General features: G+C 42.1%; 15 protein-coding genes. 8 read left to right on the forward strand and 7 right to left on the reverse strand.

Going from position 1 to position 15,112, the window contains the following annotated elements; translation table 11 throughout:
- Window position 1: 1 nt before the first annotated feature.
- Window positions 2–919, forward strand: a complete 918-nt coding sequence (locus EHS15_RS02275) for a DMT family transporter (protein ID WP_135758921.1) — start codon at window positions 2–4, stop codon at window positions 917–919.
- Here the strand turns inward: EHS15_RS02275 and EHS15_RS02280 are convergent, their stop codons facing one another.
- Window positions 920–1,972, reverse strand: a complete 1,053-nt coding sequence (locus EHS15_RS02280) for an AI-2E family transporter (RefSeq protein ID WP_135758922.1) — start codon at window positions 1,970–1,972, stop codon at window positions 920–922.
- Entirely contained in the window at window positions 1,969–2,493 is a 525-nt protein-coding gene (locus EHS15_RS02285) for a cyclic nucleotide-binding domain-containing protein (RefSeq protein WP_135758923.1), read from the reverse strand. Before EHS15_RS02285 ends, EHS15_RS02280 begins: the two co-directional genes overlap by 4 nt.
- A gap of 60 nt (window positions 2,494–2,553) precedes the next feature.
- On the opposite strand from EHS15_RS02285, the gene bioD reads away from it, so the two are divergent.
- Genes bioD through serB form a run of 7 tightly spaced genes read left to right on the forward strand, consistent with a single transcriptional unit; the run spans window position 2,554 to window position 9,149 of the window.
- Window positions 2,554–3,252 carry a dethiobiotin synthase gene (bioD, locus tag EHS15_RS02290; RefSeq protein WP_135758924.1) on the forward strand — a complete coding sequence of 233 codons (699 nt, stop codon included), beginning with the start codon at window positions 2,554–2,556 and terminating at the stop codon, window positions 3,250–3,252.
- Window positions 3,242–4,576, forward strand: a complete 1,335-nt coding sequence (gene bioA, locus EHS15_RS02295; protein WP_135758925.1) for an adenosylmethionine--8-amino-7-oxononanoate transaminase — start codon at window positions 3,242–3,244, stop codon at window positions 4,574–4,576. The genes bioD and bioA overlap by 11 nt, the downstream gene beginning before the upstream one ends.
- Before the next feature lie 43 nt (window positions 4,577–4,619).
- Entirely contained in the window at window positions 4,620–5,675 is a 1,056-nt protein-coding gene (gene bioB / locus EHS15_RS02300) for a biotin synthase BioB (protein WP_135758995.1), read from the forward strand.
- Between the two features lie 56 nt (window positions 5,676–5,731).
- The gene (locus EHS15_RS02305) at window positions 5,732–7,309 is read left to right on the forward strand and encodes an MFS transporter (RefSeq protein WP_246051859.1); all 1,578 of its coding nucleotides are present in this window, start codon (window positions 5,732–5,734) and stop codon (window positions 7,307–7,309) included.
- 24 nt (window positions 7,310–7,333) lie between these two features.
- A complete protein-coding gene (locus EHS15_RS02310; protein ID WP_135758926.1) occupies window positions 7,334–7,513 on the forward strand; it encodes a hypothetical protein in 180 nt (59 codons plus the stop codon).
- Complete coding sequence (locus EHS15_RS02315; RefSeq protein WP_135758927.1) at window positions 7,491–8,264, forward strand: SGNH/GDSL hydrolase family protein; 774 nt, start codon at window positions 7,491–7,493, stop codon at window positions 8,262–8,264. Before EHS15_RS02310 ends, EHS15_RS02315 begins: the two co-directional genes overlap by 23 nt.
- Window positions 8,265–8,270: 6 nt before the next feature.
- Window positions 8,271–9,149, forward strand: a complete 879-nt coding sequence (gene serB, locus EHS15_RS02320; protein WP_135758928.1) for a phosphoserine phosphatase SerB — start codon at window positions 8,271–8,273, stop codon at window positions 9,147–9,149.
- Here the strand turns inward: serB and mutS are convergent.
- From mutS to EHS15_RS02345, 5 genes are all read right to left on the reverse strand, one after another.
- Complete coding sequence (gene mutS, locus EHS15_RS02325) at window positions 9,120–11,648, reverse strand: DNA mismatch repair protein MutS (protein WP_135758929.1); 2,529 nt, start codon at window positions 11,646–11,648, stop codon at window positions 9,120–9,122. The genes serB and mutS overlap by 30 nt on opposite strands.
- Window positions 11,632–12,264, reverse strand: coding sequence for a phosphoribosylanthranilate isomerase (locus EHS15_RS02330; RefSeq protein ID WP_135758930.1), 633 nt, complete (start codon window positions 12,262–12,264; stop codon window positions 11,632–11,634). Before EHS15_RS02330 ends, mutS begins: the two co-directional genes overlap by 17 nt.
- Before the next feature lie 22 nt (window positions 12,265–12,286).
- Entirely contained in the window at window positions 12,287–12,907 is a 621-nt protein-coding gene (locus EHS15_RS02335; RefSeq protein ID WP_135758931.1) for a TetR/AcrR family transcriptional regulator, read from the reverse strand.
- 62 nt (window positions 12,908–12,969) lie between these two features.
- Complete coding sequence (locus tag EHS15_RS02340; protein WP_167884134.1) at window positions 12,970–14,175, reverse strand: Mur ligase family protein; 1,206 nt, start codon at window positions 14,173–14,175, stop codon at window positions 12,970–12,972.
- Between the two features lie 2 nt (window positions 14,176–14,177).
- Window positions 14,178–15,080, reverse strand: coding sequence for a shikimate dehydrogenase family protein (locus EHS15_RS02345; RefSeq protein WP_135758933.1), 903 nt, complete (start codon window positions 15,078–15,080; stop codon window positions 14,178–14,180).
- Window positions 15,081–15,112 lie beyond the last annotated feature (32 nt).

Consider the following 15,112-nt stretch of genomic DNA (forward strand, 5'->3'; position numbering starts at 1 on the left):
GATGAACCGCATCTTCTCACCCGAATTTTTCCTGATCCTGGCTGCATTCCTTTGGGGAGGCACCTTTGTTGCGATCAAACTCGCATTGGAATCGGTTCCGCCCTTTTTCTTTATTGCCATTCGATTCTGGATCGCAGGCCTTGCAATTCTTCTAATCTACAGAAAAAATTTATTCCAAAAAGGGAATCTCAAAAGATCGGTCTGGTTTCCTTCTTTACTAACAGCGATTTGTGTATTTTCGGGATATGCGTTTCAAACTTTGGGACTTGTGTATACTACCGCAACCCAATCCGGCTTCATTACGGGAGCCTATGTGATCTTCGTTCCCATATTACAAATACTTGTAGAGAAGAAATTACCTGCTTTTCGTACTTGGATTGCTGTGGTGGTTGTGCTGTTCGGCCTCTTTTTGATTTCTCAAAACGATTCCCAATGGAGCGGCCTTTTAGAACAACTTCGTTTTTCCAAAGGAGATTTGCTGACTCTTGCCAGTGCGTTTTTCTTCGCAGTTTACATAATACTCATCGATATATTCAGCAAAAAAATCCAAGAGAAACAATTTGTTTCCTTTCAGATTCTATTTACTGCGGCTTTGGCGACTGTGGTCTTTCCTTTCGAACTTATCTTTTTCACAAGCGAAGGACAATCCTTACGATTCGATTCCTATTTTTGGATGGGAGTGATTTATACTTCTTTATTCGCTACGATTCTTACGACTCAACTGCATACACGATTTCAGAAGGCGGTTTCTCCCACTAGAGCGGGGATTTTATTTTCTTTGGAACCTGTGTTCTCCTTTATCCTCGCCTATTTGATTTTAGGCGAGAGGCTTTCTTCCATAGGAGCTTTAGGTTCCGCGCTCGTATTGTTCGGGATCCTGCTTTCCGAAATGGGAAAATGGAATCAAAGAAAAGAATGATCAAATGATTTGATGTTCTTTTAAGGATTGATACAAAATTCCTATCGTTACTTTCAGGATGGACAACACTGGAATCGCAAGTAACATTCCGAAGATTCCGAAGAAATTCCCTCCCACTGCGATTCCTATAAGTATTGCTAATGGGTGTAGGGAAACCGCATTTGCAATGACCACCGGTTGAACAATCGCATTGTCGATCAATTGAGCCACTACGACGACTCCTGCGATAGAAGCCAGAGAAGGTGACATTTCAGGGAATAAAAAGGAAAACAAAATCGGTGGGATAGCACCTAATAGAGGTCCCAGATAAGGGATGGAGTTTGCAATTCCTAAAAAACAGCCGAACAAAAAGAAGAACTTCACTCCTATCAGATAAAAACCCAAGGAAGCGACCACTGCCATAATTCCGCATTGAATGGCTAAACTTTTTAAGTAACTGGTGATCTGTTGGTTGGTTCTGTAAAAAACCATTAGAAACATCTCGAAAAAACGATTGGGGATGAAGCTGATCAAAGTTTTGTAAATCAAAGTAGCATCTAACAAAAGAAAGAAACTGATGATGGGAATGATGATCATCCAACTGAGAAAAGTGGGAATCATCAAAACCATTTCTTTCATAAAATCTTCCAAGGATACAGTGATAAGAATGGCGATTTCTTCCGGTTTGAAGATTTTTTTCCATAATTCCGGATTTCTGGAAACGATAGGAAGTTCGTTGAAATCCAATATTTGAAAGTCGGGATCTGCCATCTTTAAGGACCATTCGGCGATGATCGGCTGTGCTTTGTCGAAGAGGCTGGGTAAATAAAAGGTTAACAACCAATATCCGAAACCTGTGATGATTCCGAATATGAAAAGTATGGTGATCGATCTGGGAACTCCTCTGGATTCCAAATGATCCACGATCCCGTGAAAGAGGTAAAAATGGATTCCTGAAACAAGCATAGGAACAGCTAAAAATTTAATTCCTATCACACCGATGAGAATGGTGAGTCCTACCAATACGAAAAAGGCGATCCTAAGAATGAGTTCCGAGATATGATTCGTTTTCATTTTTTCTCTTTATCTCGTTTGCTTTTAAAGTAAGCGGCTTCCAGTGTATCATTTGTTTTGCGAAGCCTGTCTGCGATAATGGTCGCAAAACTAAGGAGCAGATCGTTTCCGATTCTCGGTTTAGTTTCTAAAAGTGTTTTGAGTTCCGGTTGAAAGAAACCCAGCAGGATGGAATCCACTGCCGCCACTGCGGTAGCGGATCTTGGGATATCCTGGAATAGAGCTAACTCTCCGAAAAAAGCACCTTTCTCTAGTTCTGCGAGTTTCAAAGTGATTCCTTCTCTTTGGGAAGATATCTCCACTTTACCGCTTAGAATGAGATACACTCCCGTTCCTGCTTGTCCTTGAAAAAAAATAGTTTCCCCGGCGTAATACTTTCGTTTGTGGATGAGTCTAGCTACTTCCCTAAGAGTCCTTCTGGGCATCCCTTGAAAGATGGCGGTTTCTCTTAAAAAATGAGAAATTTCCGTGATGGGGTTGTCATCGCGTTTGAGAATGGATTTCCAAAGTGGGAGTTGCATATATCCTCTATTATATAAATCGGATAGACGAGACTCGGAATTGAAAAATACTATCGATTTGTGAGTCAGGCCTTTTTCATTGCAGGTACGGGAACGGATGTGGGAAAAACCTTCTTTTCTTCGTTGTTTTTGGCAAAATATGGGAAAAAATTCGGGTTTCAATACTGGAAACCCATCCAAACGGGGCTTTCCGAAACCAACGACACCGCCTTCATCCAAAAAATCACCGATTTCGATTCTTCCTATTTCCTCAAACCCATCTATGAACTCGACTATCCTGCCAGCCCCCATTTCGCCGCAAAAAGAGCATCTATGGAAATCGACCCTAAACTCGTTTTAGGGAGAATCGCAGAAATTCGAACCAAACGAGTCTTAATCGAGGGCGCAGGAGGGATTTTTGTGCCTTGGACGGAAGATTATCTTTCTTGGAAAGGGATCCAAGAAAGCAATTTGAAAGTCATCGTGATAGGTTCCTCCGAACTGGGCACAATCAATCATACTTTACTGACGCTCGAAGCTCTTTTATCCAGATTCATTCCCGTCATGGGATTTTATTTGGTGGGTCCGAAAAATGATTTAGTGGAAGACAATATGCAGATCATCCAGAAACTTGGCGGCGTACCTAGCTTTGGTTATACGGGATTTCCCATGCAGAAACTTTCTCCTTCCGAATTTATCGAATACGCTAATTTGAACTTTGACATCCGCAACCATGTAATCGGTTCCGTGATGGAAGAGGGAGAAGAGTTTGATTCCTAAAGAAACTTTTACCTGGATCCCTCTCACAGTTCAAGATTCCGAAGAGGAACTACTTCATATCGTTTCCGCCAGAGAAGAATATCTATATACGAAAGAAGGCAAGGAATACATCGACGGAATTTCTTCTTGGTGGACCTGCATTTACGGCCATAGACATCCTAAGATCATGCAGGCGATCCGCAAACAAACGGAAGTATTGGATCATGTCATGCTTGCGGGATTCATTCATGATCCTGCGGAATCTCTTTCCAAACTCATTCTGGAAATCGCCGATTCTCATTTTACGAAAGTGTTCTATTCGGATAACGGATCTAATGCGGTAGAGATCGCCTTGAAACTGGCCATTCAATATTATAAAAATTCATCTTCCTTGTCCGATCCTCCTTCTCAACAAAAATCGGATAGAAGCAAGTTCATCGTATTTTCCGCTTCCTATCATGGAGACAGCATCGGTGCGATGAACGTATCCGGGGTTACCTACTTCAACCGCATCTTTAAAGACCTTCGTTTTCCCGTAAGGGAATTTTCCTGCCCTGATTGTACAAACTGTTCATTTCGGAAAAATCCGGAAAATTGCAACACGGAATGTTTGGATCCGATAAAGGAAGAGTTGAAACAAAACGGGGAAAGTTATGCAGGTTTGGTGATCGAACCTTTGATTTTCGGTGCCAGCGGAATGATTTTCTATCATCCTAAAGTGCTTAGAGAACTTAGGGAGATTACTGAGACATTCGGAGTGATGTTTATTTTGGACGAAGTGTTTACCGGAATGGGAAGGACCGGCGAGTTTTTCGCATTCCAAAAGGCGGGTATCGTTCCCGATCTAGTCGCCTTCGCCAAAGGTCTGACAGGCGGTGCACTTCCTCTAGCTGCCACATTGGTTTCCGGAAAAATTTATGAAAACTTCCTGACCAAGGATCCTTACCTTTCCTTTTTTCACGCACATACGATGACTGGAAACGCAATTGCATGTAGCGCCGGTTTGGCGAGTGTGGAGTTTCTTTCTTCTGTAGTTCTTCCCAGAGTCAAAAGCCTGGAAGGGCAGATGCAGGCATATATGGACGATCTTGCCGATCGTTTTCCCGAAAGAGTTCAGAACCCCAGAGTGATGGGGGCGGTTGCCGCATTCGAATTGAATGAAACCATAGGGGAAGATGAATATCTCAATCCGATAGGGAAGGCCCTTCGCAAAAAATTGATGGAGGAGGGGGTGCTCCTTCGGCCTTTGGGGAACACTGTCTATGTCACTCCTCCTTATACCATCTCAGAAACTTCTTTGGAGAAGATCTTCCTTGCCTTGGAGTCGGCCATCTCCTCTCTCTGATTTCTTCGTTTACAATCCCGCTAAATTCTGTGACATTGCAAACATGATCGCACTTGAGTCTCAAACGACTACTTCTTCCGCACCTTCTCTCATTACCCCGGAGGAAGCTCTTTCCTTTCTGGAAGGAAAAGAACCTCTTCTTTCCCTTGTGAGCCGTGCCAGTGAAGAACGTTTCCGTTATTTCGGAAACAGAGTTAGAATTCATATTTTAGATAATATCAAAAACGGATACTGCCCGGAAGACTGCGGGTATTGCGCACAAAGAAAAGGCGGCGGATCCGGCATCCAAGAATACTCTCTGAAATCGGAAGAACAAATTTGGGAAGATGCAAAACTTGCCAAAGCGAACGGTGCTTATCGTTTCTGTATGGTGACTTCAGGAAGAGGGCCAACAGACAAGGCGGTGGATACGCTTGCGAAAACGATTTCCCGTATCAATTCCGAACTGGGAATGAAGGTTTGTTTGTCTGCGGGAATTTTGGACGCTAAAAAAGCGCAAGTTTTGAAAGACGCAGGACTTGATCGTTACAACCACAACCTAAACACTTCCGAATCCAATTACAACGAAATCTGTTCCACTCACACTTTCAAAGATCGATTGACCACTTTGGAAGCGGCATCGCAAGCTAACATCGGTTTATGTTCCGGTCTCATCGTAGGGATGGGAGAACAAAATTCCGATTTGATTCAAGTTGCTTTCGAATTAAAGCGGTTAGGCGTTATATCTATCCCTGTTAATTTCTTTATTCCCATCAAAGGACATGTGATTCAATCCTCCTCACTCACTCCTGAGTATTGCATCCGAGTGCTTTCCGTATTCCGATTGGTAAATCCCGATTCGGAAATTCGAATCGGGGCGGGAAGAGAAGGGCATTTGGGACATTTGCAATCGATGGCTCTGTATGTGGCAAATTCCTTGTTTGCAGACGGGTATTTGAATGTGAAGGGAAGTGAAATTTCTCAAACGATGGGACTCATTAAGGATTGTTCTATGGTTCCTGAATTCACTGAAGGAATTCCCCAAGGATGGGAAAACTTCGAAAAAGAATTCTTATACGAAGAGAAAAACTTTCCGGAGCTTTATAAATTCAAAAAGTAGTTTGCGTTTTTTTTCTCAGAGGGTAAAATGCTTCTACTTTTCCTGCTGAGAAAAACATGCAAAAACCGTCGTTACCTTTTGGTAAACAAATTAGTTACGCTGTCGGCCAATTGGGTTGGTCGACACTCATCAACATCATAGGACTTCATCAGGTTTATTTTTATCTTCCTCCTGCTCCTAAATTGGGAGAAGACTGCTTTCCCGATCTCATTGAAAAAATGGCCTTTTGGGGTCTGTCTACCATTGGGGTAGTTGCAGCAGTCGGTAGGCTTTGGGATGCAGTTACGGATCCTGTTGTGGCCAATGCATCCGACAGGTTCCAATCTCGATTCGGCAGGAGAATTCCTTTCCTGGCTTTGGGAGGGATTCCCGCCGCAGTGTTTTGTTGGCTGATCTTCGTGCCCCCTCATTCCTATGTTTCTTCTTATAATCTGATTTGGATGACAGGGTTTATGATCCTGTTCTATCTATTTCTGACTGTTTATGTGACTCCTTATTTTGCTTTGATTCCCGAGCTGGGGCACACTCCCAACGAAAGACTGAACCTTTCCACTTATATTTCAGTGACCTATGCACTGGGGATCATCATCGCGTCTACGGAGCCGATGATTGCGGGTCTTTTGAAATCCTCCTTTTCGTATTCGGCAGATCCTGCCATTCAGTCTCTTATTTCCAGACAATACGCATTGGGGATTCTCTGCGTATTTGCGGCAGTATGCATGTATTTTCCGGTTTTTAGCATTCGAGAAAAAACATACTGCGAGTCGGAGGCGTCCGGGGTTCCTTTTCGGGAAGCGGTTCGACTTACTTTTAAGAATAAGAACTTTCTGTACTTTGCCCTTTCCGATCTTTGTTACTTCTTGGCGCTCACCATTCTTACCACAGGGATTTCCTATTACGTAACTGTGCTTCTTGCATTGGAGAGGGAGTTCGTAACTCAACTACTCACTGTTATGCTGCTTGTGTCTTTTGCGTTTTATCCTGTTGTCAATATGATGGCAAAAAGGATAGGAAAGAAAAAAACGGTTTTGATCGGATTTTATATTTTTTTAGGACTTTTTCTTTCCATTTTCTTTTTAGGAAAAGACAGCCTTCCTTTGGCACCGCATCTCCAAGGTTATATGATCGTTGCGGTGGCTGCGATTCCGATTGCAATTCTTGGAATATTACCGAATGCTATATTAGCAGATATTGCGGAACTGGACTCTTTAAAAACCGGCTCGAGAAGAGAAGGTCTTTTTTATGCCAGCAGAACCTTTATGCAGAAACTAGGACAAACACTAGCTGTCTTGATTTTCAGTTCCGTAATTTTAGTAGGGCTCGATTCAGAATCCGGAAAAAAAGTATCACCGAATGTAACCGGAATCATCGCACCTTCCGTACCGGACAATCTTTCCAAAGAAATTCCTAAAAATTCGGAATCCGGTGTAAGTGAAAAAAATCCGGCGGAAATCGGTAAAAATAATTCGGAAAACATCGTCTGTAAAGTCGAAGAAGAAGAGAGCGGTGGAGAACTAGGTGTTCGCTTAACAGGCCCTCTTGCTTCTGGATTTTGTCTTTTGGCAATCTTTTTATTCGGAAAATACCGAGAAGAAGAAACTTTAGAAGAGATTGCCAAGATACGTGATAAATAAATTCTGGTAAACGGAGATAGATAGATGAGATATCGCATTGAGACAACCAAACTAAAGAATGGATACATCGAAGCCAAACTCATCGAAACTACGACCAATAATCCAATTGAGTTTCGCATTTGTGATACGGAAGAATACGCTCAGTCTCAAATCAAAGACTGGCAGAAACGCTTTCGAATGAATGAGCCAGCAGAACAAGAATAGTCCATTCTTATCTTCCAGACCGCTCTTATTTGCGGTCTTCTTATTTCTCTTTTTAGCCAGTTGTTCCGTCTCTAGGACCAAGAATTATTTTGACCCCAACTTTAGATGTGTCTCCGGTCCTGGCTGGAGAGACGGAAAAGATTTTCTGAAATACAAACTCAACGTTTGGAATTTATTTCGGGCTCATTATAGAGAAGAAAATCAAAGAATTAAAAACGCCAAAATCGTAGTCACCGGCAACAGTTTGGCCCTTCTATTTTTGCCTCAGATGGAAAAGGAACTTCCTAAAATGGGAGTGGTGAACCGAGCCATCGGGGGAGATATGACGGAAACCCTTTTGGAGAGGCTGGATGAGGACGTTCTTTCCCTTTCCCCGTCCACCATCATCATCGAAATCGGTGGAAATGATATGATCTATACGAAATGCCTGCCGGAAACCCAGGCAAATGTAGAAGCGATTGTCGCAAAAATCCATTCAAAACAACCTTCCACTCAGATCATATTCATCGCAGTTCCTCCCACTAGAGTTCCCGAGTTGAATCAAATCGTTCCTGTATATAACTTGTATCTGAAGGATTTCGCAAAAGAGAAAAAGAACGTTCGTTATGTGGAAGTCTGGGATGAAATGAAAAAGCAGGATGAACCCAGCTTGAAAGAAGAATACTTCCGTGAATCGGGAGATCCGATCCATTTCAATGACAAAGGATACGAGGTTTGGGGTAGGAAATTAAGACCTCTTCTTCGTAAGTAATCACAAATGTTCCGTTTATTATTCTTAAAAAAAGGCAAACTTGATCTATCTTCCCTTCTTTCCGTTTGGAAAGAACTGCAATTCCCTGAGTTGGCTTCTCCTTCGGAAGAACTTTTTTCTTTCGGCCATACTAAAATCGAGTTTTTGAAAGAAATTCCTTTCACCAAAGAAGAGTTAGTTTCTTTTAGAAAGGGACTGGCGCCTTATGAGATCGATCTTTTGCAGATTGAAAACGGACTTAGTTCTAAAGAACCTTCTCTCTTCTTTTTCGATATGGATTCCACAGTGATCCAGGAAGAAGTGATCGACGAACTCGCGCGAAAACACGGAGTTTTCGAAGAGGTCGCATCAGTCACCAAACAGGCGATGAACGGAGGATTGGGATTCGACGAGGCATTGCGTCTGAGAGTGAAACATTTGAACGGTCTTTCCCGCAAAAGTTTCGGAGAAGTGTACGATGTATTGCATTTGAATCCTGGAATGGAAGTTTTATTTTCCGAACTTCCTAAACAGGGAACTAAGATCGTCATTCTCAGCGGGGGGTTCACCCCTGTTTTGGATCTATTCGCAAAAAAATACCCCGTGTCTTTTTACAAAGCAAATCATCTGGAAGAGAAGGATGGAATCTTTACGGGAGAAATCACGGGAGAGATCATCAATAAGGAAAAGAAGGAACATTATCTTCGTTCTTATTCTGAGGAAAATTCAGTTCCTATTTCCGGAGTTGTGGCAGTGGGAGACGGAGCTAACGACTCATTGATGTTAAATGCAGCAGGAACCGGGATCGGATTCCATGCAAAACAAGGGCTGAAAGATCAAATCATGAATTGGATCGATTTTTCGGATATGAGCGTTTTACTCTTTCTCTTTCGACCAACGGTTTAGTTCCTCTAAGATCTGCAAAGCTTCCATCGGAGGGATCTTGTTGATCTCCAGTCCTTTCAGCTTCTTTAAGATTCTCTCTTCTCCTTGCGTTAAAGAGGAGGAAGGTGCTTCCAATAGACTTCCGAAAAGAGAAGGTTCTTCCGTTTTGATTTTGATTTCCCTTTTTTTGGATTCCAATCCGGAGAGTATGTTTTTCGCTCTGGAAGTCACAACTTCTGGAATTCCCGCCAGTTTTGCCACGTAGATCCCGAAGGATTGTTTCGACTTTCCTCGTTTTACCTTTTTGAGAAACAGAACTTCTCCTTCTTTCTCATAAGTATCCAGATAGAGATTGAAGATTCCGTTTCCTTTTTCCAATTCCGTCAATTCGTGGTAATGCGTTGCAAAAATGGTTTTGGCTCTAGGGAAATCTTTGGATAAAAATTCGATGATGGCCCAGGCAATCGATAAACCGTCGTAAGTGGAAGTTCCTCTTCCTACTTCATCGAAAATGATAAGGCTGTCTTTTGTGTATTGACTGAGGATGTATGCCGTTTCTTTCATTTCCACATAGAATGTGGATTCACCCGTAGTGAGATTGTCTCCCGATCCGATTCGAGTGAAAATGCGGTCTACGATCGGCAAAGAAGCCGATTTAGCGGGAATATAAGATCCCATCTGGAATAAAATTTGAACGATGGCCACCTGGCGCATGTAAGTCGATTTACCCGCCATGTTCGGTCCGGTCAGGATGGCAATCGCATCTTCACTAGGATTCAATTCTATCGAGTTAGGGACAAAACGTTCTCCTACCGGTAAGAAAGCTTCTACGACGGGGTGCCTTGATTCGGTCAGAATCATATTTCCGTCTTCTCTAATCTCTGGACAGATCCATTGGAACTCTTCCTTACATTCCGTAAGAGAGAGGTGGTAGTCTAAAGAGGCGATTTCGGAAGCCAGATGCAGAAAGTCGGAAAAATTTTCCAAAGCGAGAGATACTAAAAAGTCGAACTCTTTCTTTTCAATTGCTTCTATGATTTCATCCGCTTCTAGGATGGCTCTTTCCATTTCTTCTAGTTCCGGAGTGGTGAACCTTTCTCCTGTGACTAAGGTTTGTTTTTTAACGAAATGAGAAGGGGCATCTTTTGCCTGCCCTCTTGAGATTTCTATAAAGTAACCTAAGATTTTATTGTATCTGATTTTTAGAGTCGATAAACCGGAGTTAGATTTTTCTTTTTCTTCCAGTTCTAAGATCCAATCTTTCCCTTTTTCTTTGGCAAGGGATGCTTTGTCGTAATCGGCTGAATAACCTTTTTTGAGGAAAGGAGAGTTGCCTAGAAAAACGGGAAGTTCCTCATCCGTAATTCTGGTTTCCATTTGTTTTTGAAACGATAGGATTCCTTTTTGCAGGGAGGAAAAAGAAAAGCCGATCGAATCCAATACGGATTTGATCCCTTCGTATGCTTGAATCGATTTTTGAATCCCTCTGAAGTCCCTAGGAGAAGCCTTTCCTCCTCGGAAACGAGCAAGCACTCTTTCCAAATCGATCATTTCAGCTAACGAAGTTTTGATGATGGCTCTTTCTTTTTTGGAACCAGATAAAATTTCGATTTTGTCCCAATGAGAGCGGATCATTTCGGGATTTCTTGTAGGAAAAAGAATTCTTTGTCTTAGATATCTTTTACCGGGAGAAGTGATGCAGCGGTTGAGAACTCCGAACAGAGTATGGTTTTTGTTGTTCTGATTTTCAACCAATTCTAAGTGGGACACTGTCCTTTCGTCTAACCCTAAAAAATCGGATTCGTCGATCAGCCTAGGAGCTTTGAATTTAAAACTATGTTGTCTGTAGTTGTATTGAAGATAGGCATCTAAAACATGAACCACTGTATCGATCGGTTTTGTTTCTTTTGCGGGAAAAAAAGAAGGGGAAAGAGAAGTAAGAATGATTTCACTGTCTTTCGGAAATTCGGGGAGTAGGGACGATTCGGGATACAAAAGTTCTTTGGGAGAAAATCTTTGGATCGTGTCTTTGATTTTTTCGTGTTCGGATGCAGGATAATAAAAATACACCAGTTCCGCAGTGGATACATCGGCAAACGCTAGGTAGACGAACTTTTTCTCGGCTAAAAACAAGGAGAGATAATTGTTTTGGTAACCGCTGAGAAGATTGTCTTCCACTACGGTTCCGGGAGTGACGATACGAACCACTTCCCTGGACATGATCTTCGCTTTGGGATCGTCGGACTTTGTTTGTTCGCAAACGACTACCTTTTTCCCCCCGCTGATCAGTTTGGCGATATAACCTTCCATGGCATGGTAAGGAATGCCCGCCATAGGGATTTGGTTTTGTCTTTTGGTAAGAGTGATGTCCAGAAGGACTGCCGCTTGTTTCGCATCGTCCAGAAACATTTCATAGAAGTCTCCCATTCGGAAAAAAACGATTCCGTCCGGGTGCTGCGACTTAACTTCCAAGTATTGCCGCATAACAGGCGTATTTAGTGCTTCAAGTTCCTCTGACATTTTTTACCAAAGCTTTTATTTTGTTCGGATCTTTTTTTCCGTCCGTTTCCACTCCACTGGCCACATCGATCCCGAAAGGATTCAATTGAGAAAGCGCCTGTTGCACGTTCTCCGGTGTGAGTCCTCCTGCCAGTAGAAAGGGACGTTTGATGTTCTCTACATATTCCCAAGGAAAAGTATGACCTGTTCCTCCGCCGAAATCCTTTTTAAAACTGTCCAGAATGACAAAAGGCAAATGAGGAAGCAGATAGGTTTCGTCTTCGATTCTTTCTTGGATGCGAAAAGAAGGAAGCAGGTTTCCCAGCTTGGAATGATGGTTCCAAACATCCGCGATCGGTTTAGGATCTCCTTCCACCAGTTGGATGAGATCGGGTTTGTATTTAAGGACAATTTTTTGAATGTCGATGGGCGAGTTGTCGTAAAATAAAAAAACGACCTGAGGGAAACCGGGAGAGTTTCTATCCTGCAATAATTCCGGAATTAAATCTTCCGAAATGCTTCTGGGAGAATTGGGGGAAAGATTTAGGCCGATATAATCGACCTTGAGATCTCGACATACCTTGATGGTAGGAAGATCTTTGATCCCGCAGATTTTGATTTTCGTTTCGGTTCCCATGGCTTATGAGAACCAAATTGATTTAATTCAGATCAGATGCAATCGATCCTTTGTAACCGAAGTGCAAAAATTTAAGGAAACTGTCTTCATACTGAAGCATTTCCGCTTTGGAAATATTCTGCCGAATCATTTGTACGAAGATGTTTAGGAAGAACGAAAGTATATTTCTGATTACGAATTCGTTAACTTCACCTTTGTAATTGGGATTTGCCGTTTTAAAAGTTTGGTATTGTTCGTAGTTAACTTTCGTTAATCGGGTGAGGACTTCTTCGTGGAAATCTTCCATGGAAGAACCTTGGGATTTAAGAAGGAGAAGGGTGAAGTAGTCCCGATTCGCATCCACATATTCCAATGCGATGTTGAATCTCTCTTTCCATGTCTCGTAAGACTCGGTAAAACGTTTTTCGAACTGATTCGGATGGGATACGTGTTGGAACGCTTTCTCCATTCCCTCCAGAACGGGCTTGAGAATTGCAACTAACAAATGTTCTTTGTTGTCAAAGTAGTTGTAGATATTGCTTGTTGAAACTTTTGCCTTTTTGGCTATGGTTCGCATAGAAGCTTTTTCGAATCCTAGTTGGATGAATTCTTCTCTTGCCGCTTGTAAGATCTCTCTTCTTGTGTGTTCTTTCGGGGTCTGCATGATCCTGAACGTTGTTTCCTAATAGAAGATTTCTGTTCTGTTTTCATTTGTAAAGCTGAAAATTACAGATGGTTGGACTTGTCCATAGCATGTAGAATCAGGCTGTAAAGTCGAAAACTTCCCAATACAAATAACGGATGAGAAAGCCCTGAAATTTGAGTGAAAAGTTCGGATTCCGAATCGGTTCTTAAAATATTTCTTCTTTGGGGGAGATGTGTCCATCTGGCAAAACCGGATCCTTCCCATAAAATCAAGTTCTCCCATGAGAATCCTTCTAAAACGTTTGCGATTCCTTCCGAGTCCTTGTCGGGGAGACACCCTAAAAGAAGGGAGAAGGGGCCTTTTGCAATCTGAGTTTGAAAATGGTTCAAACTGTGTAGGATTGCATCCGGGTTGTGGGCCGGATCGAAAACGATTTGAGGAGAGGATGATAAAATCTCCATCCTTCCTCGGGGAGGTTTCACTAGGGGGAAAGAAAGTTTCGTTAGGGACTCGGAAGAAAGTCCTAGTTCGGAAAGGATTTCGCAAGCAAAACGAAAGTTAGATTGTAGGTAATTGTCTTTATTTTCCTCTTTTTGAAAGATCACCTTGCAGCCCAATCTGCTTCCTTCTCTGCGGATGACTTCTTCCACTTCTTCTGTTTGGCGAAAAGAGAAAATATATTTTGTGCGAGGAGATGCGATCGCTATTTTTTCCAAAGCGATCCCAGTGAGACTGTTTCCCAAGATCTCGCAATGATCTAGTCCGATTTTTGTCAGCACGACCACATCAGGGGAGATTAGTTTTGTTGCATCCAGCCTTCCTCCCAAACCCGCTTCCCAAACTTCGTATTCGCATTTGTTCTTTCTAAAGAAAAGAAAACAAACGAGTGTTAATAGTTCAAAATAGGAAAGTTCTTTGAGTATATTTTCGCAGTCGGCAGGCAGCTCGGAAAGAAGGGAATTTGTCTCTGTTTCCGAGATATGAGTGCCGTTCAGAGAGATTCTTTCCAAAGGGGTGATGAAATGTGGGGATGTATACAACCCCACTTTATTTTCCGCAGAAAGATTGCGTAGAAGTTCGCTTAAATAATGTGATGTGGAGCCTTTTCCGTTCGTTCCCACTACGGAAAAACGAAAAGGTTTGTATTTCGAATTCAAATTGTCTATGAGAGAGAACTCGTTTAATGCTTTTTGAAAATGATCCAGGGAATAATTTTTGAATACGTTGAAGTTTCTCGTTTTTTCAGGATTGGAAAGTTCGGAAAGAAGTGTGAAAAAAGATTTCATATTCAGTTTCTTTTTTTGAGTTCTTTGAGAAGAATCGAATCCAGCTTGCGGATCCATTTGTCTTTAGGAGTGATCCCTGTAAAGATTTCAAACTGCCGAATCCCTTGGTAGAGTAACATAGAGTAGCCGGGAATGATTTTGGATTTCGCTTTTTTTGCTTCTTTCACCAAAGAAGTTTCCAAAGGATTATATACGATGTCGAAGAGTGTACAGTTTTTGTGAAAGAAGTTTTTATCTAACAATGGTTCTCCGCCGACTCCTTTCATTCCTAAAGGAGTCGTATGAACGACAAGAGAAATGTCTTTTTTAGAATCCATCGTTTCTTCTTTAGTGATAGGCAGGATTAAATCCTCCGCTTGTAAGGAATCGATGATTTCCTGGATCGCTGTTTGATTTCTAGCCAGAATTTTGATTTTCTTTTTGATTTGATCTGAGGGGAGAGATTTGCTTTTTTCTTTGAGGTATTCTGCAAGGGAGAACAGAATTCCTTTGGCACTTCCTCCGCTTCCTAAAATCAAAATGGAAGAAGGATCTTGCGGTTTCAGGAGTCTGGAATCCGATTCCAAAATGGAACGAAGGGCTCCTTCTCCATCCGTATTATGCGCAGAGATTTGATCTTGCGTTAGGACCAAAGTGTTGGAAGCTTTCATAGTTTCGGAAGCTTTGCAGACGGAATTTGCCTGGGTGAAGGCCCATTCCTTAAAAGGAATGGTAACGGACACCCCTTTCACATTCAAATCTAAGAGAGGTTTGAGACCTGTTTCTTTCCAATTTTCTTTTTCGAAGACAAGATAGACTCCGTCGAATTTGGAAAATGCAAATAGATTGTTGTGAATCCAAGGAGACAGAGTGTGCCCTAGTGGGTATCCGAGGATTCCGAAGATTTGAGTGTGTTTTGAATACAAAGTTTTCCCTTTCTTTTTTTATCTAATGGACT

The sequence above is a fragment of the Leptospira idonii genome, assembly GCF_004770995.1.
GTDB classification, from domain to species: domain Bacteria; phylum Spirochaetota; class Leptospiria; order Leptospirales; family Leptospiraceae; genus Leptospira_A; species Leptospira_A idonii.